The following is a 26,632-nucleotide window of genomic DNA, read 5'->3' on the forward strand; positions in this document are numbered from 1 at the left end:
TTATTCTTCATCTTCTAGAGCATTGGCCAGCTCCATTGTAACCATCGAGGAGGATATACCCGTGGGGAGGGGATGCTGAATATTAAAAATGTCCAAAAGGAAAAGGTCCCTTTTAAGCTGTTTCAAAGCCTCTTCCAACATTTGCATGACTTTTTGTCGGGGAATTTTTAGCTTATGGGCAATCCAGGCCGTTGGCTTTCCCTTAGCTCCTGTTCCTTCCTCGATACCGAAAAAAAAGAATACTATTTTTCTAGAAATTTCATCGAGATGGGATAACACCGTAAACAGCTTGCGTAGTCTTTCCTCTCTTTCTAAAGAATCGTCAGGATTCTCAGGATAAACCAACAAGTCAAGAAAACACGTTTCGGATTCTTCATCAAAAGCGGTGAAATGGAGGCTGATATCCAGAGAATAAACCTGGAGAATTTTTTCTAGCTGATAGGGGGAATACCCATAAAGAGCTGTGATCTCTTCCAAGGTCAATCCCTGTTCTAAAAATTTTTCTATTTTCCGGTATTCTCTATATACAGAATTAGGTCTTCGTACTGTTGTCCTACACGCATTGGCATAATTTCGAACCCTATTTTTCACATGATGAATAGCATAATCGAAAAACCGTATTTGCATCTGCTCGTCCCATTTTTCGAGAGCATCAAGAATGCCAAACCATCCTACATTTTCCGCATCAGGCCACTGATCGGCTAAATAAGGTAAATAAAATCGTGCTACCTGTTGTCTCATGGGCAAGGAATGGATGGCCAACCATTCCAAGGCTTTCTTTTCAGCCGCTTTTGCCGACTGAATAATCGGTAATTCTTCTTTAAACATTTTTTCATAATCCAATCCCTTATTTTGAAGGTCAGAAGAAAAAGCTGCTTGGCGAGTCTTCATCATCGTCCTTCCGCGTTTGAAACACCAGCATTCAGCCGGGGGAAAAAAGCGCGGCCTCCGTTGGTTGGGGCTTCCCTCAGCAGACCTGAGGAAGCCGTTTTTTTTGCCCTTACGGGCCTTGTTTCGCACCCCTTGCGGGGCGTATCCTCTCGGGAATGTTGCATGATAGCCGTATGCCGGAGTCCGCCAGCGTCCTTGCCCTCGCGCCTGGCTACAGCTCCGGCTTCGAGAGGTTGGGACTTTAGGAAGCATCCCAACGCCTGTCTTTTGCTCTCCATGCAAGGTAGCGGACTTGTTACCGCTTTCCCTGGTCAACCTGAGCCTGCGCTTACCCGCAAGCTCCGCCTTTTAGGGCGGGGTGGTTGACATTGAGAAGTAATTACAAAACGAATTGTAAAGAAAACATTAAAACCAGCAAGAATAAAATAATAATGTAACATAATTGTAACAATATATTAACATATATTTAACATACTATCTTGTATGTAATATGTATTAATCATGTTTATTATTGTTATGTATTTAGATTGCGGTTCGGATCACTTTCTTTGATTATGAAAGTATGTCGATATGTTAGCTCTCTACTCTTTCTTTTTTCTTTATTTTTCCTCTCTAATCTAAGAGCGGATGACTCGATAAATTATTTCCATCTTGTCGGGGATAACGTCACGGAGAATGGAGTAGATGTAGAAACTAAAATTTTTTATCAATTATACGAAAATAGTGTTCAATTCTTTTATCAGTTTTTAGCTTTTCCCATTGCATTATCCTTGATTGCCTTGGGATTGGGCATAATAAAAAGAAAAAAATTACGGTCTTTAGTAGTTGATTGCCTGATCAGTATTTTGCTCTTTGTCCTGATTTTCTCAGGCATACTTCAAAAAGTTTTTAATCCCACTCGAGGTATTTTCTTTATGGGAATAGAGAGCTTTATTGGGCAGATAAAAATGGGTGGAAATAAAATCAGGGGTAAATACCCCAAAGAATGGTGGGATAATTGGCTTTTTGATGGAGAGGGAACAAAGCGATCAAAACTTTCTATCGAGTATAGCCAAAGGAAAAGCCAAGTTCTTGGAAAAAACTACGGCTGCTATGAAGAACTCGAATCTCAGCTTAAGGAGAAAATGGAAAAGTTCGTACCCTTTGCTTTCCCTCCTGAAAAAATAAAAAATCTATTGCTTTCTTTAATGATCGTTACGGGGAGGGGCATTTTTCATTCTCTCCTTTTTTTTTCTTATCTCATCTCTCAACTTTCCCTTTTTTTCTACTTTTTGATCCCTCTTGTTCTTAATTTTCTCGAGCAATGCCTTTTTTATCTTTCTTTCCTGGGATTGTTTTGTTTTGCCCTGCTGTTACCCTCCAAACCCTGTTTACGGCTCCTAGGAAAATCTTTTTATCTGTTCCTTGGATCGGTTATCCCCATGGTTATCTGGATGGTTCTTTCTTATTTGAGTTTTATTTTTTTCACGACTCTCTATGACACCGTATTTGAAAATAGATCCAGTTTTTTAACCTTGTACCATTCGGCAAGTCAAGAGATCCACCATGCTTTGAGCAAAAGTTATCTGCTCGCTTCTTTTTTGGATCTTTTCCCGGAAACTCACAGGATCGTTTTCCTGGGTTTTTGGGAACTCTCATGGGAAGCTGGATTTTACTGTTTGATCACTTTCAGCATTGCCCTCTTGCTTTTCTTGGGTATGGTGATCCCCCTGTGGGGATTGTTGAGATCCTTACGGCTGTTCAAAGATGCGCCAATGGTTGCCATTCGGTTTTTTAAAAAGGGCCGCTTGGCCTTGGGAAGAGCCCTCGGTAGGAAACGATTTTTAAAGGGTTGCTTTGGCTTTACAAAAAATCCTGAACCGGATTCCAAGTCATAAAAATCATTCGACCTATTTCATAGAGAAGATAGAGGAGTAAAATGAAAAAAGAACGGCATTGGATCCTTACGGCAATCAAACTGGGAATTATTTTATTGGTGAATGTTGTGGAAAGTCCTTTATCGGCTGGCGAAGGCTCTGAGCCAACAGTTCCACTAAAAATTCCCAATCCTTCAAGTCATTCTTCCCCGAACACCTACAAAGGAGGGGGTCTTAACAAAGAGAACAATGCGTTAAAGACGGAGGAGGCGAATCCCGAACCCAAGCGAAGTAAAAAGATTGCCGAGGATCAACAAAAGGAAAATAATTTAGGGACTCAAAATGAATCGTTCCCTCAACCTCTTGTTCCCAACAACGAATTACCCCAACCGATTATTCTCGATTTCCGCATCAGGGAATTGATGGAGCTTAAAAAAATAGCCCGGGAGATAGGGGGCAGTTTAGTCATTACCATAGAACCCAAAGGGATCACTGCTGCCGATCTCATTGTGCCGTTGAGAAACTCGGGCATGTTCAATGTGGAATCTAAAGATGGCAGGCTCTTTATAGTGACTTCCAATGGGGAACAACAAAAGAGGATTTATGAGGAAGAAATCGCTGCTCTTTCTCGCCGTCAATCCGCCTTGCTCCAAAATATATCCGTTTTGCAGAACCTGATGAATGCAAACAATGGGCCAAAGCCCAATTCTTCAGATTCTCCCAGTCCCTTAGGAGAGGAACAAAAACCGGGCATGCAACCCATGGCGCGTAATAACCCTTTTCCAGAAGAATATCCTCTCCCAAAATGAATCTAGGCTAAACCCATGCGTCACCGCCTTCTTTATGGTTGCTTGATTTTTCTCAACCTGTTTTCTTTAAAGGCAAAAGAAATACCCGATTACTTGGGTAAGGGAGGCGGCTTTTTTTTCCTTTTTCCAAGAAAAGGGATAGATTTTATAAAGAAGGGGTTAAAGCCTCTCGACAAACAAAAGATTACGGAAGCCGAACCTGGAAAAGAACCCCTGGCAAAGCCCAGTCCTCCATTAATGGAGACTCTATTCGAGAAGAGATACTCTTTTTGCACCGAAAAATGGGAAGCCGTCGGCTGTTGGCTTGAGCCCGGTGGAGGAGTGAGTCTACCCTTGCCTGTTTGGATAGACAATAATAAAGACGGCCATTTTTTTCTCAAAGCTTCGGCCCTTATTGGAGAAACACAGCCCGATGGAGGCAAGAAAATCGTCAGTTTATGTCAAACATTAAGCCTTTTTCATTTAGATGACGGAGGGATACTGCCTATAGCCTCACCTATATGGATAGTTGTTAAAACAGCAGAGGGCAAGGAAGAAGAAACCTGGACGGCAGAAGGAGGATGGGAAGCAGCCGGCCCGTTATATGAACCCCGAAACATTTATTGCCCTTTTAAAGAGTTTTTGCGGCACAGGCAAGATGCCTTATCAAAAAAGTTGTCCCAATTTGAGTGGCCGGATATCCTCATCCAACTCCATAAAGTGGAAAAACAAGAAGATAGGGATTGGGCCGAATCATTTCAGGCAATCCAGTTGCACTTTAAGTAAGATCGGAAGGAAAGATTCCCCTGTTGGACGAGGCTATGTCGGATTTCCTCAATTTTTACAGCTCTCTTTTTTTCCGTGCCTATTATAAAGGTATGAAAGTCAAGCTTTATACTTTTCAATCCCGGTTGGTTCTAGCCCTTGTCAGCCTATTAGCTGTTTTCTTCGTCAGTTCTTCAGTTTCCTGGGCTGTAGGAGGTTCTGGGGTCTTAAATGTGACCCCTCTTAACGGAGCTGATGCCGAAGGTTTTACGACTTTACAGCAATTGCAAATGGCCTTTACGGATTATGGGTATCTCATTTCTCTTTGTTTGCTCGTATTTGGAGGGGTCATGTGGTTTTTCAACAGGCCGGCTTTTACCATAGGAGCTCTCGTTGCGGCTGCAGTGATTTATGGAGGTCCCCATCTTGCCAACGGACTGAGGGCGGTTTCCCAATGAAAAGAGGAAAAGGAAGGGGGCTAGATTCCATGAATAGAGCCGAGGTGGTGGGTTGCTTTTTGTGTGAGCCTTTGCAACAAGCCCTTGGGCAAATATGGGGATTCCAATCCTCCTTATTCCTTTCTTTCCTTTCTCTTTATACCGTCTACTTGGGCATCAATCATGCTCTTCACACGGTCGAGATGGAAAGATGGGCGGCATTCGTAGCGGGATCGGTTATTCTCCTTACCGCTCAAACATTAGGCTCAATTTACTTTAATGTTGTAAACAGTTCTCCATCTTCGGCAAACGATAATCCCGTTGCTGGATTTATACCTTCCTTGCAAGATTATCTATACTGGGTCAGCCTGTCTTTGCTTGTGTTTGGAGCGATAATGTTTTTCTTTAGGCGTCCCGGTTTTGCAATCGGAGCTCTTGTTGGAGCTGCGGTTATTTACGCCGGACCCCATCTGGTTCATGGTTTGTTAAATAGCATAAAATGACATCTTCTACTCGACCCCCTTCCTTTTTTATCCCATCCGCTCCCTATTCATCGATCAGCAAAAGCGCAGAAAAAGAGAGGGAGGGAGAGGGTTTGCCCGTTTGTAAATCGGTAGGACTCATTAATGAAAAAGAAACATTTTTAGGTCTAGAAGGTCCCCTTATTTTTGTTCCCGCTTTGGTTTTTTTCATCGTCCATCACCAGACTCGCCATTTCTATTTTTCTGCGATAAGCTTTGTGGCGGTTTACCTTTTTATCCGGATTTTTTTAAGGGATAAACCTCCTCATTTTCTGCGTTTTATTTTCGATTACCAGAGAATTCCCAAGATCTATGAACATCGTTTCTTTAACGTGCAGCTTACCTATAATCCCCTTTCCATTTTTGAAGAAGAGACTTTCCCAAAAGAACAACCCTTCTCTTAAAGGGGCAGGGAATTTATGGATTTATTGTTATGAATTCCCTTGTTTCTCCCTTGCGGCTATTTATCCCAAGTCCCCTTTTTAACACCAAGAAAATGGCCGTTTTCAGGGATTGGGCTGACGCCTGTCCTTACGTGGGGCTTTACGATCGCTACATTGTAGATAAATTTGGCGGCGTTCACTCCTTCTATAAAACCTATTTTCCACAAGTGGACATCGTTAGTCCTTCCCGGTTAGCCGAGCTCCAGGACCAACTTAGACTATTGCTCACCCAACTTCCCCATGAAATTGCCCAAACCCAGCACCTCTTTACCTGTAATGGGGACTACGGGCCCCTCCTTGAACAATTCGCCGCAGTCCCTTCTGATCCCTTGGTCGAATCATTCCGAGAAAGAAAAGCAAAACGGCTCTTCCAAAAAATGGTCAAAAGAAAGCTGGTACGCATCGAAACCCATACGGTACTAACGGTGGCTCCACAAAGTAGGATTAAGCAGACCGAGTGGTTCTTGCGCATAGGGGGGAGAGAGAGTGTAGAGATTGAAAGGAGAAGAATTTCAAAAGCGCAGTTTGATTCCGCCGTGGCTAGCCTGCAAGCAGCCGAATCGGTCTTTGCAGAGATCATGAAAAAGGCTTCAGCGCGATTTGTTCCCTTGGACGCCCGTGAGATAGCGGACTATTTTTTTAGGCTATGGAATCCCGGTTTGGCTGTCGAGGAAGCCATGAAAGTCAATTATGACTATGAAAGGATGCCCTTCGTCGATTCATGGATGCTCCAGGAAGTCACGGTGCACAAGGACATGATCCAAATTGGAGATTATTATCATGGGCTTGTGTCCATGGTAGGTTTGCCTTTAGAAACTCGACCTAGGGACATGGAAAAATTGACCGTCGGGTTGCCTTTCAGAGACGTTCGAGTCAGCCTCATAGTGAGAAAGACAGAGAAGACAAAAGAAATGGAAAAATTAAGAAAGCGGATCGATTGGGCAGATCAGCGAATGCGGCTGGGACTAAACTTGATTGATATGCTCTACAAGCCCCATGAAAATCGAAGGGAATCAGGAATCCAAAATATAGAGGCTTGGATGCAGATAGAAGAAGCCCAAAACTTGCTCAAGGACATTCGCTCCGGAGAAGATGATCTGCTCCAAGTTCAGCTCACCGTTCATTTTTGGCACAAACAGAAAGAGGAGGTCAAGAAAAGGGCGAAGATATTGCTCAATCGGTTTGGGGACCTTTCCCGGGCAAAAGGTTGGATTGAACAATCCAGCCTGCTTCCCGTCCTTATGAGTGAATTGCCCGCCGTTTATGCTCCGCTTACACGACCCCTTCTTGTCCGGGGAAGGATGGCAGCCGACTTAATTCCCCTATGCAGGGGGTTGGAAAGCGATGAGAAACCCATTCATCTTTTCGGCAACACCACGGGAGGGCTTGTGCCCCTGGATTTGGAAGATAAACGCAATGAAGGGGCCTCCATGCTTTACATCAGTGGAGTCAAGGGATCGGGAAAAAGTGCGCTGGCTCAAATTATCGTTTTAAGGCACCTCAGGCCAGATTCATGGCTTATTATCTTGGACAAGGGGAACAGTTACGACAGGCTCGTAGAACTCAGTGGGGGAACCACCATCAGGCTCGATATGGCCACCCCCAAATGTTTTAACCCCTTTGAAGTTTATACCCAAAGAAACAGCAAGGGGGAGCTCATAGAGCCTTCAGATCACGAGCTTATAAAAGTTGTCAACTGCCTGGAGATCTTGGCTACTTCTCAAAGAGGAGAACCCCTGCGTATAGAAGAAAAGAATATTCTTGAATCTCTTACACGACAAACTTTTTCCAACGCGATCAAAAACCGGGCCACCTACGTTACCCTCGATGATTTTGCCAGGCAAATGGCCTATAGAGCCGATGCTCAGTTTTTGGCCGAATCCCTCAAAGCTTTTGTCGATGGCCGATATAAAAGATGGTTTAACGGGACGACCCAGGTCCATTGGAAAACAAAAGTGATCCATTTTGACTTTGAATATATCTCTAAAGACAAGGATTTAGCCGCTGCCCTTATTCCTATGGCCGTGCTTTTTGTTTCCGATATTATTTTATCCCATCCCCATGTATTCAAGATGCTCGTATTCGGGGAAATGTGGCAGCACGTTTCCAATCCTGCCACCGCAAACCTCATTATTGAAGCTTTTAAAACTTATAGAAAGAAAAGGTGTGCGATCATTGGAGAATCCCAGGCTATTTTGGACTTGGTCGACAATCCAGCCGTGGCCAAAGCGGTCATACAAAACGTCGATACGTGGATCCTTTTTCCCCAGGGCAGCGAACACCACATTGAGTTTGCCGTTAAGGAGTTGGAATTGACAAAAGGTCAAAGGGATCTTTTAACCCATCTTCGCTCTTGCTCAAGGGTTCATCCCGATGGAGAGGTAGAACTTTGGAGAGAAGCTTTTTACCTAAGGGGAAGGGGGCCGGAAAGTCTTTCAGGAGTTATTCGGGCAGAAATTGAACCGGAAGAATATTGGTTAACCACCACGACTCCCGCGGATTTCCCAGCCTGGGATGCAGCAAGGAAAGCTTTCCCCGAAGAGATGAATCAAGCCCTAGAATCCCTATCCGCAAAATATCCTCTTGGAGTCAGGGAAGAAAAGCCAAAATCTCCTTTTCGCTCAAATCTCCAGCAATCATTTTATGAAACGAAAAGCTGAGCTGCTTGTCCTTTTTATTTTTTTATCTTTTAAACTGAGCCTTGTTCTTTTTCCTTCTTTAAAGGCAAAGGAACTTCCCGAAGAAGTCGATCTCAATCCTGTGTTGGCTGAATCGGGTTGGGCGGACCGTTCCTTAAAATGGATGATAGAAAGTGGAGAATCTCACCATTTTATCCGGCCCGATTGGATCGATACGGAAATAGAGGGATTTCTGAAAAATGAACAGGCTTTAAGCCTTATTCAAAATGATCTTCTCCGAGGAGACGGGCTTTTAGCTGATGCCTTGACAGAAGCCTTTCATCAACTCAGGGTCGGAAGCGTAACGGCAAAAAAAGAAGTTCTGGAGATCGCCCATGAGGGAAAATCCAAGCTTTGGATTCCCTTGTTGTCTCATTCCCAGGCTTTATGGCCATTGAGAAATTACCTGTTGGACACTCCAAATAGTTATCCTCCGGTCCTCTTCGCCTTGAAGAACTGGGAAAATGGGTCGCCGGATGCTTTGCCCGACCTGGTTATGGAGACCCTCCTCAAGACCATAGATATAAAACCATCCAAGTCGAAGAACTTGGAAGAAAATTGGGAGATCGCCAGGAGGCTTGCTCGAATCGGCAATGATGGAAGGGGAGCCTATTTCTTGGCCTCAACCACCGTGAGGAATGAGGATAGCTTCTACAACGCATTCTGGGATAAGGCGGAGGAACGGGTGAGAAAAGACCCTGTATTATCCCACGAATATACTTACCGGCTGGAAAGAAATAAGAAAAGTTGGAATGTTTTGAGCCGAACGTTAAAGGAAGCTTTGGGCTCATACGAGGGTAAAGATTTTTTCTTCCATTACCTGGTCGGCAGAACCGAAATCAAGCAACAGCTCCAAGGAAGACCCTTGTGGTTATGGGAAGCCCTCATGGGCAAAAAGGTACCTTTTCGGATCGACTTGGCCGACGAGGCTTACAAAAGATTTTTGATACAGCTAGAAAAAGATCCAAAACTCCTCGATTTTATCCTGTGGCATCTCACGCGTCCTGCCGAAGCCGCCTCCGAGGCAACCAAAGAGGCCCTCTCCCAAGGCTTAAGCAAAGAAGAGCCTATTTGTAAAATAGCCATGGAATGGATTTGGGAGGCGGGTCCAAAATGGGAAGGGGAACTGCAAGCGAGCAGCAGTTGGAACATCAGTGAACATACCCGGCATCTCGATCCTGCTTCCCTAAGGAAATCCTACCAAAATGGCCAATTCAGCCGGTCAGATCTTCTCGCCATTGGAGATGTTCTTGGAAGTTATTTGATCCGTAGCGACAGCGCGTGGGCAGACCTCGTCTATTCCAAGACGGGGAAATTTCCTGTAGTAGAAAAATTTTTTCCCCTGCTCGTTCAATATTCACCAGGATGTGCCTTGGCTTGGCTTGAAAGCCTTGCAAACAATGACCAGGAATCTTTTGAAGCCTTCGGTCGGTGGATCTGTAACCAGCCCGAGCATAAAGTTGCGTTGGAGCAGTATGATTCCTGGCTAAACAGGGCTGGAGATCAATTAAAAGAGGCTGTTGAAAAAAAAGAACCCCTTTTAGCCGAGGAAGCCCAGTACTTCATCGATTCCTTTGTGAAATGGACGATGGGGCCGGGATGGGAATATATCCTCAATAGGCTTTGGTTTGAAACGATCATTCCTGAAATGTTGAGAAAACTTATAAAAAATCGGTGGTTAAGTGATAAGGAACAGTTCTGGAAATGGTATAGGGGTATATGTGCTCTCCCCGCCGCCAAAACGGCTATTGAACGGGTCACCAACATTCTTGTTACGGGAAAAGAAATGGAACTTATACTCCAAGGCATTGCCTCCTGGAATTACGAACTGGCCGATGTGTGTGCATCGAATTGGGACACGATTTGGGAAGATCCCCAAAAAAGGACAAAAATTTTAGAGGCGATTCTTCATTGTGACGGCTTAAGTGAGCTCAACAACATTCTTGTTTTTGCTACAGAAAATACTTTAGAACGCCCGGATGAAAGGAAGATCGCCCAGAAGATTGCTGCCGTCTACGGTCGAAGCTCCACGGAAGACATTCAAGAAATCATCGCCCAAGATCCCGTAGTTATCCGTAGCCTTTTACCCCACTGGTTAGAAAGTCCTCAATTTGCCGAACACTGGAAAAGATCGGTTTTTCTTATCATTAAGTACGGGGGACAGGCACCCATAATTGCCCAGTGGATGCTATCGAAAAAAGAGGCGATCGAGATGTGGACGGACTCGTTGGCTGAAACTATGCAAGAGAACCCTTTTTTGCTGCAGGCGATCATCACCCATATCGGCAGATCTATCGGGGGAGAAATCAGTTGGGCAAAAGAAGTAAGAAGAATAGAAGAAAGAGTGATGGAGGGCCTCCTTTCAGACAGAATTTTTTGGGAAAACCTATTAGTAGATAAGACAGGAGGAATAGAAAATGAGACCCAAAAAATTCTCTACGGATTGCCTTAGTTCTTTTCTTTGCTTGTTTTTCCTATTCTGGGCGTTATTGCTGAGCGGTTGTTCTACCCAAGTTTATAATCGTTACGATGGACCGATGGCCCAGACGGGGGACAATCTCATTCGTTATGGGAGCATTGGTGCTGCTGGAGCAGCAGGATTTTTTGCGGGCAAAGATATCGGTAAATCCAACGCAGCCGGAGCGGTAGGAGCAGGAGTTGGAGCGGTAGGGGCTTACGCCCTCAATAAATACTTTGACAAGAAGCGATTGAATGCTTATCAACAAGGGGTTGCCGATGGAAAAAACCAGGCTACGGCAGAAATTCTTAATGATAAATGGAAACGTGAAGCCGAATATGGATTGCCTCCAGAAGGTAAAAAAGTCAGTAGCCCCGTCTACAGAACAACCTATGTTCCTTCGAGAAAAGACGATTCCAGCGGGGTAGAGTATCCCGGGACTTATCAAACGATTCCCGTCTATCGATAGGCATGATGACAACGGACTGCTGTCTTGAAAGGGATTACTGAAGGATAAAAGCGGATGTCTTTCAAGGCGAAAAAGTGCGCGCCGCCTTGTTGATCCCTTCAGAAATCATCGGGTGTGGAAAGGCTACATGGGCAAGAGCTTCTGCATCGAGACCCTCTCGAATTGCCAAGGCGAGGGGAGCTATAAGCTGAGAGGCCTCAACGCCCGCAATGTGGGCTCCAAGTAGCCGTTTATTTTCGCCGTCGAAGAGGAGCTTGATAAATCCTTCCGTCTCGCCTAAAATTTCCGCCCGAGAATCAACGGCATAATCGTATTTAACTATTTCAACGTGTTGGCCGTAAAGATGTAACGCTTCCTCTTCCGTCAATCCTACCCCGGCAATTTCAGGCTCAGTAAAAACGGTGTAGGGAACACTCTTCCAATCCATGCGGGATACGGGTTGACCGCCTGCGGCAATATTATGGGCGGCAATGATACTCTGCAAGACGGCCGAATGGAAAAGCATACTTTTTCCGTTGATATCCCCAGGTGCATAAATATGAGGAAAATCATAAAGTTGGAGGAAGCTGGTTACAGGGAGGGGCTTGGAGCTTGGAAAACCTAGTTTTTCGATGCCTTCCGGGGTCAGGCATTCCCTTCCGGTAGCCATGATGACGAGATCACCCTCTAGAGTATGGGCTTGGTTATTTTTTTGATACACTACTTTGAATTTGTCTCTATCCTTTTCGATAGACTCCACCTTCGCTCCCAATTCGATGTGTATCCTTGTTTTCAATTTTTCAGCCAAAAATAATGAAAGTTCCCTGTCGAGGCCTCCTACAAGAAGTTCTGTAGATTCGAGTATAGAAGGTTTAGCTCCTAAATTTTCGAGCATGGAAGCCACTTCAACGCCGATATAACCTCCACCGATGATGATGGGTTTTGAAGGAAAGGGAACGGTAGCATTAAGCTTAAAAAGATCGTGGGAATTGACGGCTAAATCAGATCCGGCAATGGGAAGGGAGTGGGGACGACTTCCCGTGGCAATGATCAAGAATTTAAAGAAGACAAGGAAGTTTTCTTTATCGGTAATGACTTCGATCTTTTTTTCGTCGACGATTTTACCGACGCCTTTGTAAAATAGGATGTTGGAGCGGTTGATTTCCTCCTTGTGTAGAGCATATCGAGTGTTCTGTACCTTGTCTTTGTGGGCGAGGATGGCTTTCCAATCGACTTGGGGAACCATCCCTGAAAGACCGAAAAAAGGGTATTTTTTGGCCGTTGCCCGCACAAGGCTTGCTTCACGAACCGCTTTAGAAGGAACACAGCCTTCGGCTAGACAATTTCCACCCAAATTCCCGATAGGGTCCACCATCAAAACCTTAAAACCTGACTTATCCAGGAAAAAGGCTGCGGGATAACCACCGCCTCCGGCGCCGAGAATGGCGACATCAACAGATAATTCGGTAGCCATAACTGCTTGATTCTAAAAGGTCCACTCCGATCATGGCAAACTAAAAATTGGACCGGGATTTGAAAATTGTTCCATGAGGAACAAAAAAGGGGAAACGACAAAAGATAATCGCAAGGAAAATGGAGATAATGGAGATAATTATGACTTCGCACAATATATGTTATGTAAAATCAATAGGGAGATCTTTTCTGCAGCGGGTTTATGAATTCTCCTTTCCATGGGAAATTCTTTTCGTCATGAAAGATTGGAGCCAAATACCGTAGAAAATCCTTGTCTTCGTCAATAAAATGGCCTAAATGTTACTACTTAATAATCTGAACATGAACGGGAAGAAAAAATTTCCTCCATTTGATCTATGGCATGTATTATGCTTACATGTTGATGTTTTTACGGATTTTTCGACAATTGTTGACCCATCATGATAAAAAAGATAATAAAAATTGTTAGGAACGAACCAGGAGAATTCAAATGGCTCTATACAAAATTGAAGCGATCATAAAACCTTTTAAGCTCGAAGAAGTTAAAGAAGCCCTTACTGAAATTGGCATTGCGGGATTAACCGTCACCGAAGTGAAAGGCTTCGGCCGACAAAAAGGACATACCGAGATTTACCGCGGCAGCGAATATACAGTTGATTTCCTCCCTAAAGTGAAGGTCGAGATAGTTCTTACTGAAGACATTTTACCTAAGGCTGTTGAAGCCATTATTAAGTCGGCAAAAACGGGAAAGATCGGTGATGGCAAAATATTCGTATTGCCCGTCTCGGAAGCTATTCGGATTCGAACCGAAGAAAAAGGTGAAAATGCAATTTAAATTTAATTTTTACTTTCCTTTTCAACGAGACCTCGTTTTTATGTGAAAATAATTTCTTTCTAAGGCCTTTTTCCCACCAGTTAGACAAAAAGCAACTTCATTAAAGAGTCTTTGCTATGGGAAAAGGCTCTCTTTACGCAATTTCAAACTACAACAACTCAACCAATCAATGAATCAGAGGAGGAACCGATGGCTGAATACTATAGAAGATGTGCAACGGGTGAAGAAGTGATTTCTTTTGCCTCAGAGCACAATGTCAAACTCGTAAATTTGAAATTCTGTGATCTCTTGGGAACGTGGCAACACTTTACCATAGGGATCGATCTGTTAACTCCCGAGTCTTTTTCAGAAGGTATAGGCTTCGATGGGTCTTCAATTCGGGGATGGCAAGGAATTCAGGAATCAGACATGCTTGTCATGCCCGATCCTTATACCGCCTTTATCGATCCTTTTATTACCGAACCCACTTTAAGCCTTATCTGTTCTATATATGATCCCATTACCCTTCAAACTTATCCCAAAGATCCGCGAAGCATTGCTATAAGGGCTGAAGCTTATCTGAAAAGTACGGGAATTGCCGATACCGCGTATTTTGGACCTGAAGCCGAGTTTTTCATTCTAGATAGTGTTCGGTATGATAACCAGGCGAACTTCGCCTACTACGAGGTCGATTCTATTGAAGGGATATGGAATAGTGGAAAAGAAGAAGGTCAAAACTTTGGTTACAAAATACGGCATAAAGAAGGATATTTTCCTGTTCCCCCAGCCGATACCTTACAAGATTTAAGAGATCAAATGGTATTAACTCTTGAATCCATGGGAGTTAAAGTGGAAAGACAGCATCACGAAGTGGCCACTGCCGGTCAAGCCGAAATCGATATCCTGTACAACACCCTTCTGCATATTGGCGATGACATGATGATGTACAAGTATGTGATCAAAAACACGGCAAGGAAATACGGTAAAACGGTAACATTTATGCCCAAGCCCATCTTTGGAGATAATGGCTCGGGAATGCATACCCACCAGTCGCTTTGGAAGGAGGGCAAGCCTCTTTTTGCCGGGAATCGGTATGCGGGATTAAGTGAAATGGCTCTTTATTACATTGGGGGAATTATCAAGCATGCCCCTGCCCTCACCGCCATTACCAATCCTACAACCAACAGCTTTAAACGGCTTGTGCCTGGATTTGAAGCCCCTGTCAATCTTGCTTATTCTGCAAGGAACAGAAGTGCGGCCATCCGTATTCCAACCTATTCGGCCAATCCTAAGACAAAAAGAATAGAGTTCCGTACTCCTGACCCATCTGCCAATCCTTATCTAGCTTGTGCGGCAATGTTGATGGCGGGTATCGATGGTATTCAAAACAGGATAGATCCCGGAGAGCCTATGGAGAAAAATATTTATGAGCTCCCTCCCGAGGAGTTAAAAAATATTCCCAAGGTTCCCGATTCGCTCGGAGGGGCCATAGAAGCCTTGGAAAAAGACCATGAGTTTCTTATGAAAGGCGATGTCTTTACCAAGGAAACTATTGATACCTTGATTGCTCTCCGGAAAAAGGATTATGACATGCTGAGAATTAGGCCCCATCCCCTTGAATTTTATATGTACTTTGATATTTAAAAATAAAAAAGGGATTGAAAACTGGGCCTTGCATCTAAAGGGATATCTTTATTCCCCTGAAGAAGAAGGCCCAGTGTTTTTTAAATCAAAGGTTCAAAAGAGCCCTATTTCTCTTTTATTTTGGATCTGTTCCTTTTTTCCGTTCTGTCAGACTTACTCACTGCTGCTCAAACAGGAACAAAGCTGACTTCCTCTTTCGCCCAGGTTGGCTTGGGCCGTCACTTGTATCTTGGGCTAAATCCCTTCGCTCCACGAATTGGCAGGGTGAAACTCAGGGCCATTTCCCTCAAATTGATTGCCGCATAAGCATTCGCGGTCATGCTCAGCAACGGAAGCCAGGCAGGAAAAGCCCTGCAGCATACCTCTAACGCCACACCTTCGAACTTCGCGGCCTTGCGAATGCCGACCGTCTTGGGGGAGCTAGGCACTCCCATTTTATAAGGTAAGCATGATTAGCCATTAACAAGGAAGAAGTTTTTTAACTGCTCAACCCCCTCTTTTTCCTGCAAATTTTTTTCGACAATTTCTTTATTTGGCTGTAGAACTTTACCAGCTTAGAAGAGATGCTTTTCGTTAACCAACAGATTATCTTTAGTTTAAGGCAAGCAAATTAAGAAAGAAGAAAATAATGTAAAATTTTAGAAAAATTGTTTTTTAAAATTGTTATCCATGAAAGATATGCCTAAAAAATGAAAGCATTAAATTCTTCTTTAATCCATTATAAAACTAATGGGAATAAGAATTTGCGATATAACTCAGTTTTACGCTCCTAGTGGAGGAGGAGTCAAAAGATACATAGATGAAAAGCAGGAGTATATTCGGCAAAAAGGAGAAGATGAACATTTCCTGATTATCCCCGGTAAAAAAACCTGCTCCTTCCACGATCCCCCCATTCATACTTTTAGCATTCGTTCTCCTTTTATAAACCAGTTTTCCCAACATCGAATATTGTTAAATCTATCCGAAGCGATTGATCTCTTGGTGGATTTAAAAGCTGACATCATAGAAGCGGGTGATCCCTATCAATCCGCTTGGCTATCTCTATGGGTTGCAAAAAAATTAAAAGTTCCCGTAGTGGGATATTACCACTCTCATTTTCCAGATGCGTATGTGCGTACCTATTTTGGATGGAAAAATTCTTTGCTGGAGAAAGCTTTTTATTCCCTCTCCCGGTGGTATGCCGAAGAAATTTATAGCCAGTTCGATTTTACTTTTGTTCCCACCCTCTCTCTCTTGAAGTTACTGAGAAAATGGGGAGTCAAAAATGGAGTGCATGTATCCCTGGGTGTTGACGTAGAAACTTTTACTCCTGGGCCACCCAACAATCAACTCTGCCGTCTTAAATTAGGAATTCCTGAAGATGCTTTTTTGCTCTTATACGTAGGCAGGTTGGCCAGGGAGAAAAATATAGGGCTTCTTATTGAAACCTTCCTTTACCTTCAGAATTATTCCTCTAAAAAAGATTATTGGTTGTTGATCATTGGGGATGGACCTCTCAGAAAAGATGTCCTTAAACTGAAAAAAGACATTTCACGGATTTCCTGGATTCCACAAATCGATTCCAAAAGGGAGTTAGCTGATTTCTACAGGTCTGCAGATCTCTTCATCCATCCTGGAATAGTTGAAACCTTCGGACTAGTGACCATCGAGAGCCTAGCATGCGGTTGTCCCGTTATCGGCTTTAAGGGGACACATATGGAATCTCTAGTCGAAGAAGGATTTGCGGAATATTGGGCAGATAGAAAAGATTGCTATTCTTTGGCTAAGGCTGTAGATAAAGTGAGGTCGCTCGATTTGAGAAAAATAGGAGTCAATCTCGCGTTAAAAACCCGTCAAAAATATAGCTGGAAAAAAACCTTTGAACAGCTTTGGTGCTACTACTATGAAGCCATATCTCGGCCTTTCATTCATAAAGTGAAAAATAGAATAGTTTCCTTTTGATAAAACTTTTCCAAGATTTCACTGTATTCAACTGACACCAAACGACTCAAACGTAAGAATTTTAAAATAGTCGGTCTCGATCAACCTCCCTACCCTCTTCTCCCCTATTTTTTTATACTTTTTATAAAATATTACCTTTTTTTTATTTTTTTACCTCTTGTTTCGATTTTTGAAGGGCGGTGGAAGTATTCCGATTTTGGAACCGACTAAACATAAGACCTGCAAAAAAACCCAGTAATCCTCCAGCTATAATATCTGAAAAATAGTGTCTACCTAGCGCCATTCTAGACCAACAAACAAAAACAGCACAGAAAAGTAATAGATAGCCCAGGAGGGGCAAGGAACGCAAAAAACTTGAGGCTGTAGCCATAGAAGTAGCCGCATGACCAGAAGGAAAACCATGAAACATGGCCGTCCAGTGTATTCCATAAAACCCATCTACAAATGAACCTCCTGGATGTATTCTATGAAAGCTGACAATGGGCGTGGGGATATAACCTAATTGTTTGAAGGCTTCCTTAACATCGGCTGAAGGACGAGGTCGGCCAAGAACGTCCCGCCCTAAATCCACTAGACAACCGGCAATGAAGGCAGAAAGAAAACATCCTATAGCCGCTTCTTTTATTCTCTCTTTTTTAAATAACAATCCAAGCAGATAAATTCCAATAGATAAAGGGACGGTCCCTTGAGGAAAATCCCCCCAGTAGCTTATTTTTTCAGCTAAAAAATGAAAAAAATCTCCTTCTTTTATTAAAAAAAAACTGTAAAAAGGCATGTCAAATTGAAATGCCAAGCCTACACTCAATAGCCAAATTAAGGGTAAAGTCATTCTTGAAGACTTGATTCCCTCTTTGAAATCACCCCAAACACCGAAGAGCAGGCTTTTTGAAAATTCGTAAAGAAACACAAACTCATTCTTCATTTTTACCTTGATCCGAAAGATATTTTTTCCATCCGATCGACATCTCTCTGAGTTTGGCGACAACTTCTCTATAAATTTTTGCAAACTTTTCGATCTCCTCTTTTGTAGTTGTTATTCCCAAGCTTATCCTCACACTGGATACGGCTCTGTGGTATCCCAGTCCCACGGCTTTAAAAACATGGGAGACTCTTAAATTTTTCTGGATACAACTCGGTCCACTGGAAATCATAATCCCTTTAAGATCACAGCTTAGAACTTGGGATTCTCCACCTATGAATTCCGGACTTACATTCAAGTTCTGTATAGACCGGCTAAAGCCTGGTTGAGGTCCATTGAGGGCAATTAAAGGGATGTGGGTTAAAAGGTCGTTCCAGAGTAATTTTTGGAGATAACTGACTTTTTCTATTTTTTCTTTAAATAGTTGAGAAGTAATTTCTGCAGCTTTTGCCGTAGCGAGAACAGCGGGTAAATTTTCTGAACCTCCCCAAAAACCAAAATCCCTGTTTAAGCCCGGGATGATTGGCTCTATTTCGAAACCTTTTTTAACACAAAGGATACCCACCCCTTTCGGTCCGTTAAATTGATTGGGATTGACGACGAGAAGGGAAATAGGAAGTTGTTTTAAATCTATAGGAACCCAACCTGCGGCATACGAACCGTCACAAAAAAAAGCTATTCCTTTGTTAAAACAGAGATGAGCCACTTCTTGAACGTTTTGTATGGAACCAATTTCGGGGTTAACCCACTGAACGCAACACAGGATAGTTTGAGAAGTAGACAGTTCCTCGATGGCCTTGGGGTCAACAAATCCCTCTTTATCTACGGGAATATAACTGACGGTAGCTCCTTCGTTTTTAAGCTTCTCAAAAAGAAGTAAGATAGGTTTTTGCTCTATGGGAGTTGTCAAAATATGCTTGCCTTTCGATGCATTTCTTCTCCAAAAACCTTCTATGCCAAGCACGATAGCTTCCCAACTTCCCCCTGTAAATACTATCTCCGTTTCTTCACAACCTAGGAAAGCGGAGATACATTCCAAGGCAGATTGCAAAACTTTTTTGGAATAAATTCCTCTCTGGTGAAGACTGCTTGGAGAGAAGGGCTCTATTGAATGTTGCTTCAATATTTCCAAGGCTTCCGGAAAAACAGGAGCAGCGGATTGATGATCCAAGTAAATGGTGCTGCCGACTTCAGCCATTTTGTGCATGCCCTATTTTTAAAGAAATACAGAAGCGGGATCCAATATGAAAACAATTTAACTTGAAGTATTGTCTAAAGCTAAATAAGAAATTTTATTTTTTTTTACAGATTTTGTATAAATAGGTCCGAACCAAGTATCCACTAAACAAAGGCCAAAGAATGCTCCAAAGGGAATCGTATAATAAAAAGCCATGGTCAGGGCGTTTACACCGAGAAGAAAAGTGGAAGCAATTAAATAATCTGTCTTGGCGAGAGAAAAAAGCCTAAAATTTTCAGAATAATTCAAGGCACAATCAAAAACATTGACCCCGTCAAGCCATCGACAGCAGGCCACCCCACAAAAAGGAATAACAAACCATAAAATAGGAGGAACAAAAAGAGAAAGAAGAGCTGTCGGCAATCCCAAGAGCTGAATAAAGATATAATAAACGACCCCCATCCATAAGATTGCAGGAAAAATGAGTGTTGTCAAAGCAATCATCAACTTCGCCGCCCCTTCCCTGGCATAGTTCCAAAACAACGAAAGATTCCATTCTGGAAGTTGTTGCGGCTTGCCGTTTTTTGCCCTCCGTAAAACCTCAAAAGTAAATCCAAGGGGAAACCAGAAAGTACAGACATTGATGATGAGGAGTCCTAAAAATGTGCTGGGGAGCTTGCCTTCACCGTAGGAAGAACCTATTTTAGGAACCAGCGCTAAAAGGAAAGGATTGATAAGGAGAAAACCCCCAATGATGACTTTTATCCACCACCAAGGATCTGAAAAAACCTGGGAAAACCCCTTTTTAATGTCTGTAAAAAAGTTGAATCGAAGTTCTTCAGATGTATCAGAAGGGTGAAAAGCTTCTTCATGCGGCATCGGTTACACACTCCTCGTCATTTTATTTTTTAAATTTTTTCAATAGAAACGATAAAAATTGTAGGCTCTTATATTCTCTATTCAAGGAGATTCTATTAAAGCAGGCTATAACGATCCTTTTGCTTTTCATCGGTCATTTATCCCTCATGCCTCCATGACCCCATCCCAATGGCTCACCCCCTAGCAGATGCAAATGGAGATGAGGTATGCTTTCTCCGGCATCTGGACCGTTATTAATGATGATCCGATAACCTGAATTAAATATGGAAAGCTCACGGGCAACCTTATTTGCGACTAAAAGCAAGTGTCCTAAGAGAGTGATATCGGTAGGACCGGCTTCTCCGAGTCGTGGGATTTCCTTCCTAGGCACAATTAAAACATGTACCCTGGCAACGGGATGGATGTCGTGAAAAACAACACAATGTTCATCTTCGTAGATAATCTCGGCGGGAACTTTTCGAGAAATAATCTGACTAAATAAAGAAGCCATAAGTGGTTACCTACTTTGAAGAGGCTTGAAGAAGCATGGGAACTGATTTCGAAGGACCTTCATTCATTTTAAGCTCCGATATTACATTCATAAAATCCTTGGCATCATGAAATTTGCAGTATACGGAGGCAAAGCGAATAAAAGCCACTTCATCTATAGTTTTCAATTTATTCATCACTTTTGTCCCGATGACAAAAGAAGGAATAATGGGCGATTTTTCTGCGCTGCATTCTTCGATAATTTGATCAACAAAATCTTCAATCTGGGATTGGGTAATGGGCCTTTTTTCTAAAGCCTTTTGTATACCGATCATTAATTTATTTCTATCAAATTGTTCGATCGAACCATTTCTTTTTTTAACAAAAAGTTCAATTTCTTGAACTTCTTCATAAGTGGTAAAGCGATAACCACATCGCAAACACTCCCTCCGTCGGCGAATGGACTTTCCTTCTTTTATGGGCCTGGAGTCGATAACCTTATCCTCCATATTTCCACATTTGATGCATTTCATACTTGAAATGACAATATTATCCTATTTTATTTATAAAAAGAGAGCAATTACAAATAGATCTTTTATAACATTAATATCTTAGCCTTGATTTATCTTAGCCGATTTTATTCTTTGTATTCAAGATAAACATAATCCCCTTTTAAGCCTATGAAAATCCTCACATCCATGCTTGCAGAGGAAACATTGGTCATCGATAATGATATCTCCTCTTCAATTCTTGATTTAAAAGAACCCCATCTCAAGGAGTCTTCGTCGATCCGGATCCATCTCACCGCCTACAAAGATGATCAAACCGTCTACGTTTATGGAACTTTAAAAACTTCCATTCTCATTCAATGTGGCAGGTGCTGTAATTGGTTTGAATATCCCATTGAAGTTCCTCATTTTAAGTTTCAGCTTACTCCTCCCTTACCTGTGGAGATCGATTTGACGGAAAGAATCAGAGAAGATATACTGCTTGCCTTACCCATGATTGGGTTTTGCGGTCCAAACGTAGCTAATGGTTGCTTTGGTAAAGATCTTTTCAATGAACAAAACAAAGAAAAATCCATTCATGGAGAAGGTATATGGAAAGTGCTTGAAAAAATTAAAAAAAGATAGACTATTTCATTTTCAAAAAAATTTCTTTGATGAACTTAAACAATAGGAAATCCTATGGGTGTACCCAAAAGAATTACTTCAAAATCTAGAAAAAGATCAAGAAAATCGGCTAACCGGTGGGTGCCACCTGCTCTTTCAAAAAATAAAAAAACGGGCAACTGGGTAAAGTCCCACCATGTGGACCCTACAACGGGAATGTATAAGGGCAAGCAAGTTTTAACCTTGAAGTCGGGTGAAGAACGCTAACTCTCATGCTCGAGACATCACCCATGAAGATTGCTCTTGATGCCATGGGCGGAGATTTCGCTCCCGAAGCTCCTATAATGGGAGCGATTCATGCTCTAAGGGTATTTTCAGATATACAACTTATTCTTGTCGGGACTGAACCGACGATAAAAGAAATATTCTATAAAAAAGGCGGAAATGCCGTTGAGCAGCGTGTAGAATTTCTTCATGCCTCTCAAGTTATCAGCATGGAAGATCCTGCTATTGAAAGTGTAAGACATAAAAAGGATTCTTCCATCAGTAAGTGTGTAGAACTGGTTAAAAACGGCAAAGCTGACGCCGTTGTTTCAGCTGGGAACACGGGGGCTGTTGTTGCTGCAGCGACCATATTTTTAAGAACTTTACCGGGTATATCAAGGGCGGGTATTGCCAGCGTAATCCCTACGGAAAAGAACCCTTTTATATTGATCGACTCGGGAGCTATCATCGACTCTACGCCTGAAAACCTTCTGGATTTTGGTATAATGGGAAGCATTTATTCGAAAAAGATTCTCGGGGTGGCTCATCCTCGGGTTGGGTTATTAAGCATAGGCACTGAAAATATCAAGGGGAATGAGTTAACAAGGGGAGCTTTCAAGCTTTTATCAAAAACCCATTTAAATTTCGTGGGGAATATCGAAGGTCGAGATCTTTTTGAAAATCCTGTCGATGTCGTTGTCTGTGATGGGTTTGTAGGCAATGTGGTCTTGAAAACCTCTGAAAGTGTTGCTACAGCCATTGTCCGCTGGTTAAAAAGAGAGTTTAGCAAAAATCCCGTCCGCATATTGGGCGCACTTTTAGCCAAAGGGGCTTTCGAGTCTGTAAGGAAAAAAACCAATTATGAAGAATATGGAGGAGCACTTCTTTTAGGGATTAGAGGAACTTGTATAATCGCCCATGGTTCTTCCACTCCTAAAGCGATCTGCAATGCTATAAGAGTAGCCAGAGAAGCGCTTATTCAAAATGTTAATCATATCATTATCGAAGAGATAAAAACCCATCATGAACTTATCGAATGCCAAAAATCCTCCTCTTTACCGGTTGCCTGAAGTGGTGATCCAAGGTAGTGGAATCTATTTACCTTCCAAGGTATTAACCAATCATGACCTGGAAAAAATGGTCAACACTACCGATGAATGGATCACTGAAAGGACAGGCATTAAAGAAAGGAGAATTGCCGGAGAAAAAGAAACCCCATCAGAAATGGGAGCCATGGCTGCTATGATGGCCCTACAAAATGCAGGATTAACAGCTGAAGATCTAGACATGATCATAGTGGCGACCACTACTCCAGACACCATTTTTCCTTCCACCGCTTGCTACATTCAGCATAAGATCGGCGCACGGACAATACCCTCTTTTGACATCCAAGCGGCCTGTTCTGGTTTTATTTATGGTTTTATTTTGGCCTCACATTTCATTGCATGCCGAAGCGCTAGGCACATCCTACTCATCGGGGCCGAAAAGCTTTCAGCAATCGTTAACTGGGAAGACAGAAACACCTGTGTTTTATTTGGAGATGGAGCGGGTGCTCTTATTATTTCTCCTGGAGAAAATAGCCCTGATCAGCTTTCTTTTGATATAGGAGCGGATGGCTCCCAGTGGCAAATCCTCTATATTCCTGCTGGAGGCTCCAAGCTACCTCTCACCGCTCAAAACATCAATCACAAGCTGCATTTTCTTCACATGGTCGGCAAAAAGGTCTTTAAATTGGCGATCGATTCCATGGAACAATCTTTAACAAGATGCATAGAAAAAGCGGGCATCTCAGCTGAACATATAGCTTGCATTATTCCCCATCAAGCTAACTTAAGGATTATAGAAGCCTTGTCTGAGCGGCTTGGAATACCCGGTGAAAAGTTTTTTGTCAATATGGAAAAATACGGTAATACCTCTTCAGCCTGTATTCCTATAGCTTTTCATGAAGCCGTAGCTTCTCAAAGAATTAAGGAGGGGGATATCGTTCTTTTTGTTTCTTTCGGTGCGGGGATAACCTGGGGAAGTGTTTTATTTAGATATAAAGCCAAGGCTTAAAACAGGCGATTTTCTTTTAATCTCTCGACAGCTTCTTGTTGGAGTGCAAGCATTCTTTCTTTTCTTTTTACAGCTAGAGTCTCAAGATCTCTTGGATAGGTCACAAACCACTCTAGAAAGGAACAAAGCTCTTCCCAATCCTTCATTGAAACAGATTCCATGGTAATGTGTCCGTCGCTACCCATGTTATGATAGTTTTCCAAAGCCAAGCAGAGAGCAGCACCAGCGTAGCCAAACTCCATAAACGGGGTCGTCTCGCAAGTTCCTCCTCCCATGTACTTTTTCTGGTAAACAAAACCGGATTGTACTCCTTTATACTCTTCCATGGCCTTTTGAAGCCAAGCAACGACATTGGCATCAAAAAGCCTTGTCTTATCTCCTACTCTTAAAACTGGACCTTGATCAATAGAACAATATCCCCGCGCTTGACTTGTCTCGATTGAAACCATAATCGTATTTTGGGGATTTAAGGTTTTCTTCTTGAGGAAAGCGAGAGTTCCCCAAAACCCAATTTCTTCTGCCCTTGAAAACAGGACCGCTATTTTCGTATTCAGCTTTTTGGAGGCAACCCGAATAAGGAGGTGGATTAAAGTACAAACCCCTACCAGATCATCACAGGCCCTGCTCAAAAAAAATCCATTTTTGATCTCATAAGGAGGAAGATTGAACATTCCCATGGAATTTGGAGGTGGAGCGGGCTTACATTCTACACTTTTCTTGTTTCCCGCGATTTTAAAACTCTTTAGCTTACACTCGCAAACTTGCTCCCCATTATCTTCTCTATAAAAAGTCAAAGGGGCTTCTTTAAGATAGGATTCGTCGATACCTCCAAGAAGAAAAATACGGCCCTCTTCGTCAGAATAAAAGCCAGGATGATCCATGTGGGCGGTAAAAAGCAGCAAGGGAATTGAACGATCGTTTTGGGTAGAATCGATGCTTACGTAAAGATTAGAATACTCATCGATTTCGATTTTCGTTTGCGGGTATTCCGATAAAATAGCATATATTTCCTTAGCAATGAATTGTTCATGCAAGGGGACCGTGGGAACAGAAAAAATGCGTTTTATAATTTTATCCAAAGTCATGATCGAATAAAATGGGTACGGATATAAGGGTTAGCCTTTGAGAAAAGATCCTCAACAGCAAGCTTTAAAATTGAATATACAAGTTGATAAAATCCTTTGCAAAGAGAAAAGTATCAGGCCTAGAGAAGAATGCGGAGTTTTTGCCATTTATGGTCATGCCAATGCGGCAGAACTGACTTATTATGGGTTATATGCTTTGCAGCATCGAGGACAAGAAAGTGCAGGAATAGCGAGTTTTAGTCCCTTAAAGCTTCACTTTCAAGTTTTTAAGGGCATGGGGCTTGTATCTCAAGTCTTTGACACCCATTCTTTGTCCTCGCTTCAAGGAACAATGGCTATTGGACATGTACGTTATTCAACTACGGGTTCGAGCACTCTTCTTAACGCTCAGCCCATCGTCGTTTCTTGTTCAAAAGGAGAGCTCGCGTTAGCGCATAATGGCAACATCGTCAATGCTGCTTCTATTCGAAGGGAACTTGAAAACAAGGGTTCTATTTTTCAAACGACATCCGATTCAGAAGTCATTCTTCACCTGATGGCTCAACCGACCAAGGAAGATATTGTCGGGAGTTTTATTAATGCTCTTAAAAAAATCAAGGGGGCTTTTTCCTGCGTCCTTTTGACACGCAAGGGAATAATGGCGGCAAGAGATCCTTTGGGTTTTCGTCCTCTCTCTCTTGGGACGATCGAAAGCGGTTATGTTATATCGAGTGAGACATGCGCGTTTGACCTTATTCATGCAGAATACCTCCGAGATATTAATCCTGGAGAAGTTGTATTTATCGGGGAAGAAGGCCTACAATCCTATTCTCTTAATGAAAATGTCTCAAGAAAAGCCTTTTGTATTTTCGAATATGTATATTTCGCCCGACCCGATAGCAATATTGCAGGGCTTAACGTCAGCAAAGCACGAATTCAAATGGGCCGGGAACTTGCTAAACTTTATCCCGTAGATGCCGATATCGTGGTCCCTGTTCCCGATTCGGGTAATTATGCCGCCCTTGGCTATTCTGAACAATCTGCAATTCCCTACTATCCTGCCTTTGTCCGCAACCATTACATAGGAAGAACGTTCATTCAACCCACACAGCTTATTCGAGACTTCAGCGTCCGCATAAAGCTAAACCTAATTCAGCAAGCTATAAAAGGGAAAAGAGTGGTTGTAGTTGACGATTCGATTGTTAGGGGAACTACGGCCAGGGCTAGAGTGGTTAACCTAAGAGAAGCGGGGGCAAAAGAAGTCCATATTAGGGTAAGTTGTCCTCCTCACCGGTTCCCCTGTCATTACGGCATAGATTTCCCCAACCCCAAGAGCCTTTTAGCTAACCAGTTGGCTGCGGAAGATATTTGCAAGTATCTTGGAGCAGATTCTATTGGCTACCTTTCTCATGAAGCCATGATCAAAGCTTGTTCAGAAGCTTGCACAGAATTTTGTACCGCCTGCTTTACGGGAAAATATCCTGTAGATTTTGATCCTGACCTAGACAAAATGATACTCGAAAGGCGACCCTTTTTTGAAAACTTTTCCTAACCTTTT

The 26,632-nt window shown here is 42.6% G+C and carries 25 protein-coding genes; 17 read left to right on the forward strand and 8 right to left on the reverse strand.

What is annotated here, in order from left to right; all coding sequences use genetic code 11:
• Complete coding sequence (locus MINF_RS05295) at positions 1-894, reverse strand: sigma-70 family RNA polymerase sigma factor (RefSeq protein WP_187146979.1); 894 nt, start codon at positions 892-894, stop codon at positions 1-3.
• A gap of 551 nt (positions 895-1,445) precedes the next feature.
• Between MINF_RS05295 and MINF_RS05305 the strand changes: the two genes are divergently transcribed.
• The 9 genes from MINF_RS05305 to MINF_RS05345 all read left to right on the forward strand — a co-directional run bounded on the left by MINF_RS05305 (position 1,446) and on the right by MINF_RS05345 (position 11,306).
• Entirely contained in the window at positions 1,446-2,768 is a 1,323-nt protein-coding gene (locus tag MINF_RS05305; RefSeq protein WP_048810176.1) for a hypothetical protein, read from the forward strand.
• A 41-nt stretch (positions 2,769-2,809) separates the two neighbouring features.
• Positions 2,810-3,556 carry a hypothetical protein gene (locus MINF_RS05310; RefSeq protein ID WP_048810177.1) on the forward strand — a complete coding sequence of 249 codons (747 nt, stop codon included), beginning with the start codon at positions 2,810-2,812 and terminating at the stop codon, positions 3,554-3,556.
• Positions 3,557-3,571: 15 nt separating this feature from the next.
• Complete coding sequence (locus MINF_RS05315; RefSeq protein WP_012463530.1) at positions 3,572-4,321, forward strand: hypothetical protein; 750 nt, start codon at positions 3,572-3,574, stop codon at positions 4,319-4,321.
• Positions 4,322-4,413: 92 nt separating this feature from the next.
• On the forward strand, positions 4,414-4,758 hold the full coding sequence (locus tag MINF_RS05320) for a hypothetical protein (protein WP_012463532.1): 345 nt from the start codon (positions 4,414-4,416) through the stop codon (positions 4,756-4,758).
• A gap of 29 nt (positions 4,759-4,787) precedes the next feature.
• Positions 4,788-5,240, forward strand: coding sequence for a hypothetical protein (locus MINF_RS05325; RefSeq protein WP_148205151.1), 453 nt, complete (start codon positions 4,788-4,790; stop codon positions 5,238-5,240).
• Complete coding sequence (locus MINF_RS05330) at positions 5,237-5,662, forward strand: hypothetical protein (RefSeq protein ID WP_012463534.1); 426 nt, start codon at positions 5,237-5,239, stop codon at positions 5,660-5,662. Before MINF_RS05325 ends, MINF_RS05330 begins: the two co-directional genes overlap by 4 nt.
• Positions 5,663-5,691: 29 nt before the next feature.
• A complete protein-coding gene (locus MINF_RS05335; RefSeq protein WP_012463535.1) occupies positions 5,692-8,361 on the forward strand; it encodes a VirB4 family type IV secretion system protein in 2,670 nt (889 codons plus the stop codon).
• Positions 8,345-10,831, forward strand: a complete 2,487-nt coding sequence (locus MINF_RS05340) for a hypothetical protein (protein ID WP_048810178.1) — start codon at positions 8,345-8,347, stop codon at positions 10,829-10,831. Before MINF_RS05335 ends, MINF_RS05340 begins: the two co-directional genes overlap by 17 nt.
• The gene (locus MINF_RS05345) at positions 10,797-11,306 is read left to right on the forward strand and encodes a hypothetical protein (protein ID WP_012463537.1); all 510 of its coding nucleotides are present in this window, start codon (positions 10,797-10,799) and stop codon (positions 11,304-11,306) included. The genes MINF_RS05340 and MINF_RS05345 overlap by 35 nt, the downstream gene beginning before the upstream one ends.
• 61 nt (positions 11,307-11,367) lie before the next feature.
• Here the strand turns inward: MINF_RS05345 and MINF_RS05350 are convergent, their stop codons facing one another.
• The gene (locus MINF_RS05350) at positions 11,368-12,759 is read right to left on the reverse strand and encodes a dihydrolipoyl dehydrogenase (RefSeq protein WP_012463538.1); all 1,392 of its coding nucleotides are present in this window, start codon (positions 12,757-12,759) and stop codon (positions 11,368-11,370) included.
• A 468-nt stretch (positions 12,760-13,227) separates the two neighbouring features.
• Here MINF_RS05350 and MINF_RS05355 point away from each other — a divergent pair, with 468 nt between their 5' ends.
• The 3 genes from MINF_RS05355 to MINF_RS05375 all read left to right on the forward strand — a co-directional run bounded on the left by MINF_RS05355 (position 13,228) and on the right by MINF_RS05375 (position 17,136).
• Complete coding sequence (locus MINF_RS05355; RefSeq protein WP_012463539.1) at positions 13,228-13,572, forward strand: P-II family nitrogen regulator; 345 nt, start codon at positions 13,228-13,230, stop codon at positions 13,570-13,572.
• Positions 13,573-13,761: 189 nt separating this feature from the next.
• Entirely contained in the window at positions 13,762-15,195 is a 1,434-nt protein-coding gene (gene glnA, locus MINF_RS05360; protein ID WP_187146980.1) for a type I glutamate--ammonia ligase, read from the forward strand.
• Between the two features lie 729 nt (positions 15,196-15,924).
• Complete coding sequence (locus MINF_RS05375) at positions 15,925-17,136, forward strand: glycosyltransferase (protein ID WP_012463543.1); 1,212 nt, start codon at positions 15,925-15,927, stop codon at positions 17,134-17,136.
• A 142-nt stretch (positions 17,137-17,278) separates the two neighbouring features.
• On the opposite strand, the gene MINF_RS05380 is transcribed toward MINF_RS05375, so the two are convergent.
• The 5 genes from MINF_RS05380 to nrdR all read right to left on the reverse strand — a co-directional run bounded on the left by MINF_RS05380 (position 17,279) and on the right by nrdR (position 21,112).
• Positions 17,279-18,058: a phosphatase PAP2 family protein gene (locus tag MINF_RS05380; protein WP_148205152.1), complete on the reverse strand. Its 780-nt coding sequence runs from the start codon at positions 18,056-18,058 to the stop codon at positions 17,279-17,281.
• Positions 18,048-19,262 (reverse strand): cysteine desulfurase family protein, encoded by a 1,215-nt coding sequence (locus tag MINF_RS05385; RefSeq protein ID WP_012463545.1) that lies wholly within the window; start codon positions 19,260-19,262, stop codon positions 18,048-18,050. Before MINF_RS05385 ends, MINF_RS05380 begins: the two co-directional genes overlap by 11 nt.
• 48 nt (positions 19,263-19,310) lie before the next feature.
• Positions 19,311-20,111 carry a hypothetical protein gene (locus tag MINF_RS05390; RefSeq protein WP_012463546.1) on the reverse strand — a complete coding sequence of 267 codons (801 nt, stop codon included), beginning with the start codon at positions 20,109-20,111 and terminating at the stop codon, positions 19,311-19,313.
• A 133-nt stretch (positions 20,112-20,244) separates the two neighbouring features.
• A complete protein-coding gene (locus tag MINF_RS05395; protein ID WP_012463548.1) occupies positions 20,245-20,601 on the reverse strand; it encodes a histidine triad nucleotide-binding protein in 357 nt (118 codons plus the stop codon).
• A gap of 10 nt (positions 20,602-20,611) precedes the next feature.
• On the reverse strand, positions 20,612-21,112 hold the full coding sequence (nrdR, locus tag MINF_RS05400; RefSeq protein WP_012463549.1) for a transcriptional regulator NrdR: 501 nt from the start codon (positions 21,110-21,112) through the stop codon (positions 20,612-20,614).
• A gap of 147 nt (positions 21,113-21,259) precedes the next feature.
• Here nrdR and MINF_RS05405 point away from each other — a divergent pair, with 147 nt between their 5' ends.
• From MINF_RS05405 to MINF_RS05415, 4 genes are read left to right on the forward strand one after another with little or no spacing between them, the layout of a single operon-like run.
• The gene (locus MINF_RS05405) at positions 21,260-21,712 is read left to right on the forward strand and encodes a YceD family protein (RefSeq protein WP_012463550.1); all 453 of its coding nucleotides are present in this window, start codon (positions 21,260-21,262) and stop codon (positions 21,710-21,712) included.
• 54 nt (positions 21,713-21,766) lie between these two features.
• Positions 21,767-21,958 carry a 50S ribosomal protein L32 gene (rpmF, locus tag MINF_RS11965; protein WP_012463551.1) on the forward strand — a complete coding sequence of 64 codons (192 nt, stop codon included), beginning with the start codon at positions 21,767-21,769 and terminating at the stop codon, positions 21,956-21,958.
• A gap of 23 nt (positions 21,959-21,981) precedes the next feature.
• Positions 21,982-23,025, forward strand: a complete 1,044-nt coding sequence (plsX, locus tag MINF_RS05410; RefSeq protein WP_048810180.1) for a phosphate acyltransferase PlsX — start codon at positions 21,982-21,984, stop codon at positions 23,023-23,025.
• Positions 22,979-24,010 (forward strand): beta-ketoacyl-ACP synthase III, encoded by a 1,032-nt coding sequence (locus MINF_RS05415; RefSeq protein WP_012463553.1) that lies wholly within the window; start codon positions 22,979-22,981, stop codon positions 24,008-24,010. The genes plsX and MINF_RS05415 overlap by 47 nt, the downstream gene beginning before the upstream one ends.
• Here MINF_RS05415 and MINF_RS05420 read toward each other — a convergent pair.
• Positions 24,007-25,095, reverse strand: coding sequence for a M20/M25/M40 family metallo-hydrolase (locus MINF_RS05420; protein WP_012463554.1), 1,089 nt, complete (start codon positions 25,093-25,095; stop codon positions 24,007-24,009). The two genes, MINF_RS05415 and MINF_RS05420, sit on opposite strands and share 4 nt — an antisense overlap.
• A gap of 37 nt (positions 25,096-25,132) precedes the next feature.
• On the opposite strand from MINF_RS05420, the gene purF reads away from it, so the two are divergent.
• Positions 25,133-26,626, forward strand: coding sequence for an amidophosphoribosyltransferase (gene purF / locus MINF_RS05425; RefSeq protein ID WP_012463555.1), 1,494 nt, complete (start codon positions 25,133-25,135; stop codon positions 26,624-26,626).
• Positions 26,627-26,632 lie beyond the last annotated feature (6 nt).

Origin of the sequence: Methylacidiphilum infernorum V4, assembly GCF_000019665.1 — a bacterium.
Classification (GTDB): Bacteria; Verrucomicrobiota; Verrucomicrobiia; order Methylacidiphilales; family Methylacidiphilaceae; genus Methylacidiphilum; species Methylacidiphilum infernorum.

Excerpts from the sequence above, each read along its gene's own strand:
- MINF_RS05375 (WP_012463543.1), top strand. The coding sequence starts at position 15,925 with ATGGGAATAAGAATTTGCGATATAACTCAGTTTTACGCTCCTAGTGGA.
- MINF_RS05420 (WP_012463554.1), bottom strand. The coding sequence starts at position 25,095 with ATGACTTTGGATAAAATTATAAAACGCATTTTTTCTGTTCCCACGGTC.
- MINF_RS05315 (WP_012463530.1), top strand. The coding sequence starts at position 3,572 with ATGCGTCACCGCCTTCTTTATGGTTGCTTGATTTTTCTCAACCTGTTT.
- MINF_RS05415 (WP_012463553.1), top strand. The coding sequence starts at position 22,979 with ATGAACTTATCGAATGCCAAAAATCCTCCTCTTTACCGGTTGCCTGAA.
- plsX (WP_048810180.1), top strand. The coding sequence starts at position 21,982 with ATGAAGATTGCTCTTGATGCCATGGGCGGAGATTTCGCTCCCGAAGCT.
- MINF_RS05305 (WP_048810176.1), top strand. The coding sequence starts at position 1,446 with ATGAAAGTATGTCGATATGTTAGCTCTCTACTCTTTCTTTTTTCTTTA.
- glnA (WP_187146980.1), top strand. The coding sequence starts at position 13,762 with ATGGCTGAATACTATAGAAGATGTGCAACGGGTGAAGAAGTGATTTCT.
- MINF_RS05380 (WP_148205152.1), bottom strand. The coding sequence starts at position 18,058 with ATGAAGAATGAGTTTGTGTTTCTTTACGAATTTTCAAAAAGCCTGCTC.
- MINF_RS05325 (WP_148205151.1), top strand. The coding sequence starts at position 4,788 with ATGAATAGAGCCGAGGTGGTGGGTTGCTTTTTGTGTGAGCCTTTGCAA.
- MINF_RS05345 (WP_012463537.1), top strand. The coding sequence starts at position 10,797 with ATGAGACCCAAAAAATTCTCTACGGATTGCCTTAGTTCTTTTCTTTGC.
- MINF_RS05330 (WP_012463534.1), top strand. The coding sequence starts at position 5,237 with ATGACATCTTCTACTCGACCCCCTTCCTTTTTTATCCCATCCGCTCCC.
- MINF_RS05405 (WP_012463550.1), top strand. The coding sequence starts at position 21,260 with ATGAAAATCCTCACATCCATGCTTGCAGAGGAAACATTGGTCATCGAT.
- MINF_RS05385 (WP_012463545.1), bottom strand. The coding sequence starts at position 19,262 with ATGCACAAAATGGCTGAAGTCGGCAGCACCATTTACTTGGATCATCAA.
- MINF_RS05310 (WP_048810177.1), top strand. The coding sequence starts at position 2,810 with ATGAAAAAAGAACGGCATTGGATCCTTACGGCAATCAAACTGGGAATT.
- nrdR (WP_012463549.1), bottom strand. The coding sequence starts at position 21,112 with ATGAAATGCATCAAATGTGGAAATATGGAGGATAAGGTTATCGACTCC.
- MINF_RS05320 (WP_012463532.1), top strand. The coding sequence starts at position 4,414 with ATGAAAGTCAAGCTTTATACTTTTCAATCCCGGTTGGTTCTAGCCCTT.
- rpmF (WP_012463551.1), top strand. The coding sequence starts at position 21,767 with ATGGGTGTACCCAAAAGAATTACTTCAAAATCTAGAAAAAGATCAAGA.
- MINF_RS05395 (WP_012463548.1), bottom strand. The coding sequence starts at position 20,601 with ATGGCTTCTTTATTTAGTCAGATTATTTCTCGAAAAGTTCCCGCCGAG.
- MINF_RS05350 (WP_012463538.1), bottom strand. The coding sequence starts at position 12,759 with ATGGCTACCGAATTATCTGTTGATGTCGCCATTCTCGGCGCCGGAGGC.
- MINF_RS05390 (WP_012463546.1), bottom strand. The coding sequence starts at position 20,111 with ATGCCGCATGAAGAAGCTTTTCACCCTTCTGATACATCTGAAGAACTT.
- MINF_RS05295 (WP_187146979.1), bottom strand. The coding sequence starts at position 894 with ATGATGAAGACTCGCCAAGCAGCTTTTTCTTCTGACCTTCAAAATAAG.
- MINF_RS05335 (WP_012463535.1), top strand. The coding sequence starts at position 5,692 with ATGAATTCCCTTGTTTCTCCCTTGCGGCTATTTATCCCAAGTCCCCTT.
- MINF_RS05340 (WP_048810178.1), top strand. The coding sequence starts at position 8,345 with ATGAAACGAAAAGCTGAGCTGCTTGTCCTTTTTATTTTTTTATCTTTT.
- MINF_RS05355 (WP_012463539.1), top strand. The coding sequence starts at position 13,228 with ATGGCTCTATACAAAATTGAAGCGATCATAAAACCTTTTAAGCTCGAA.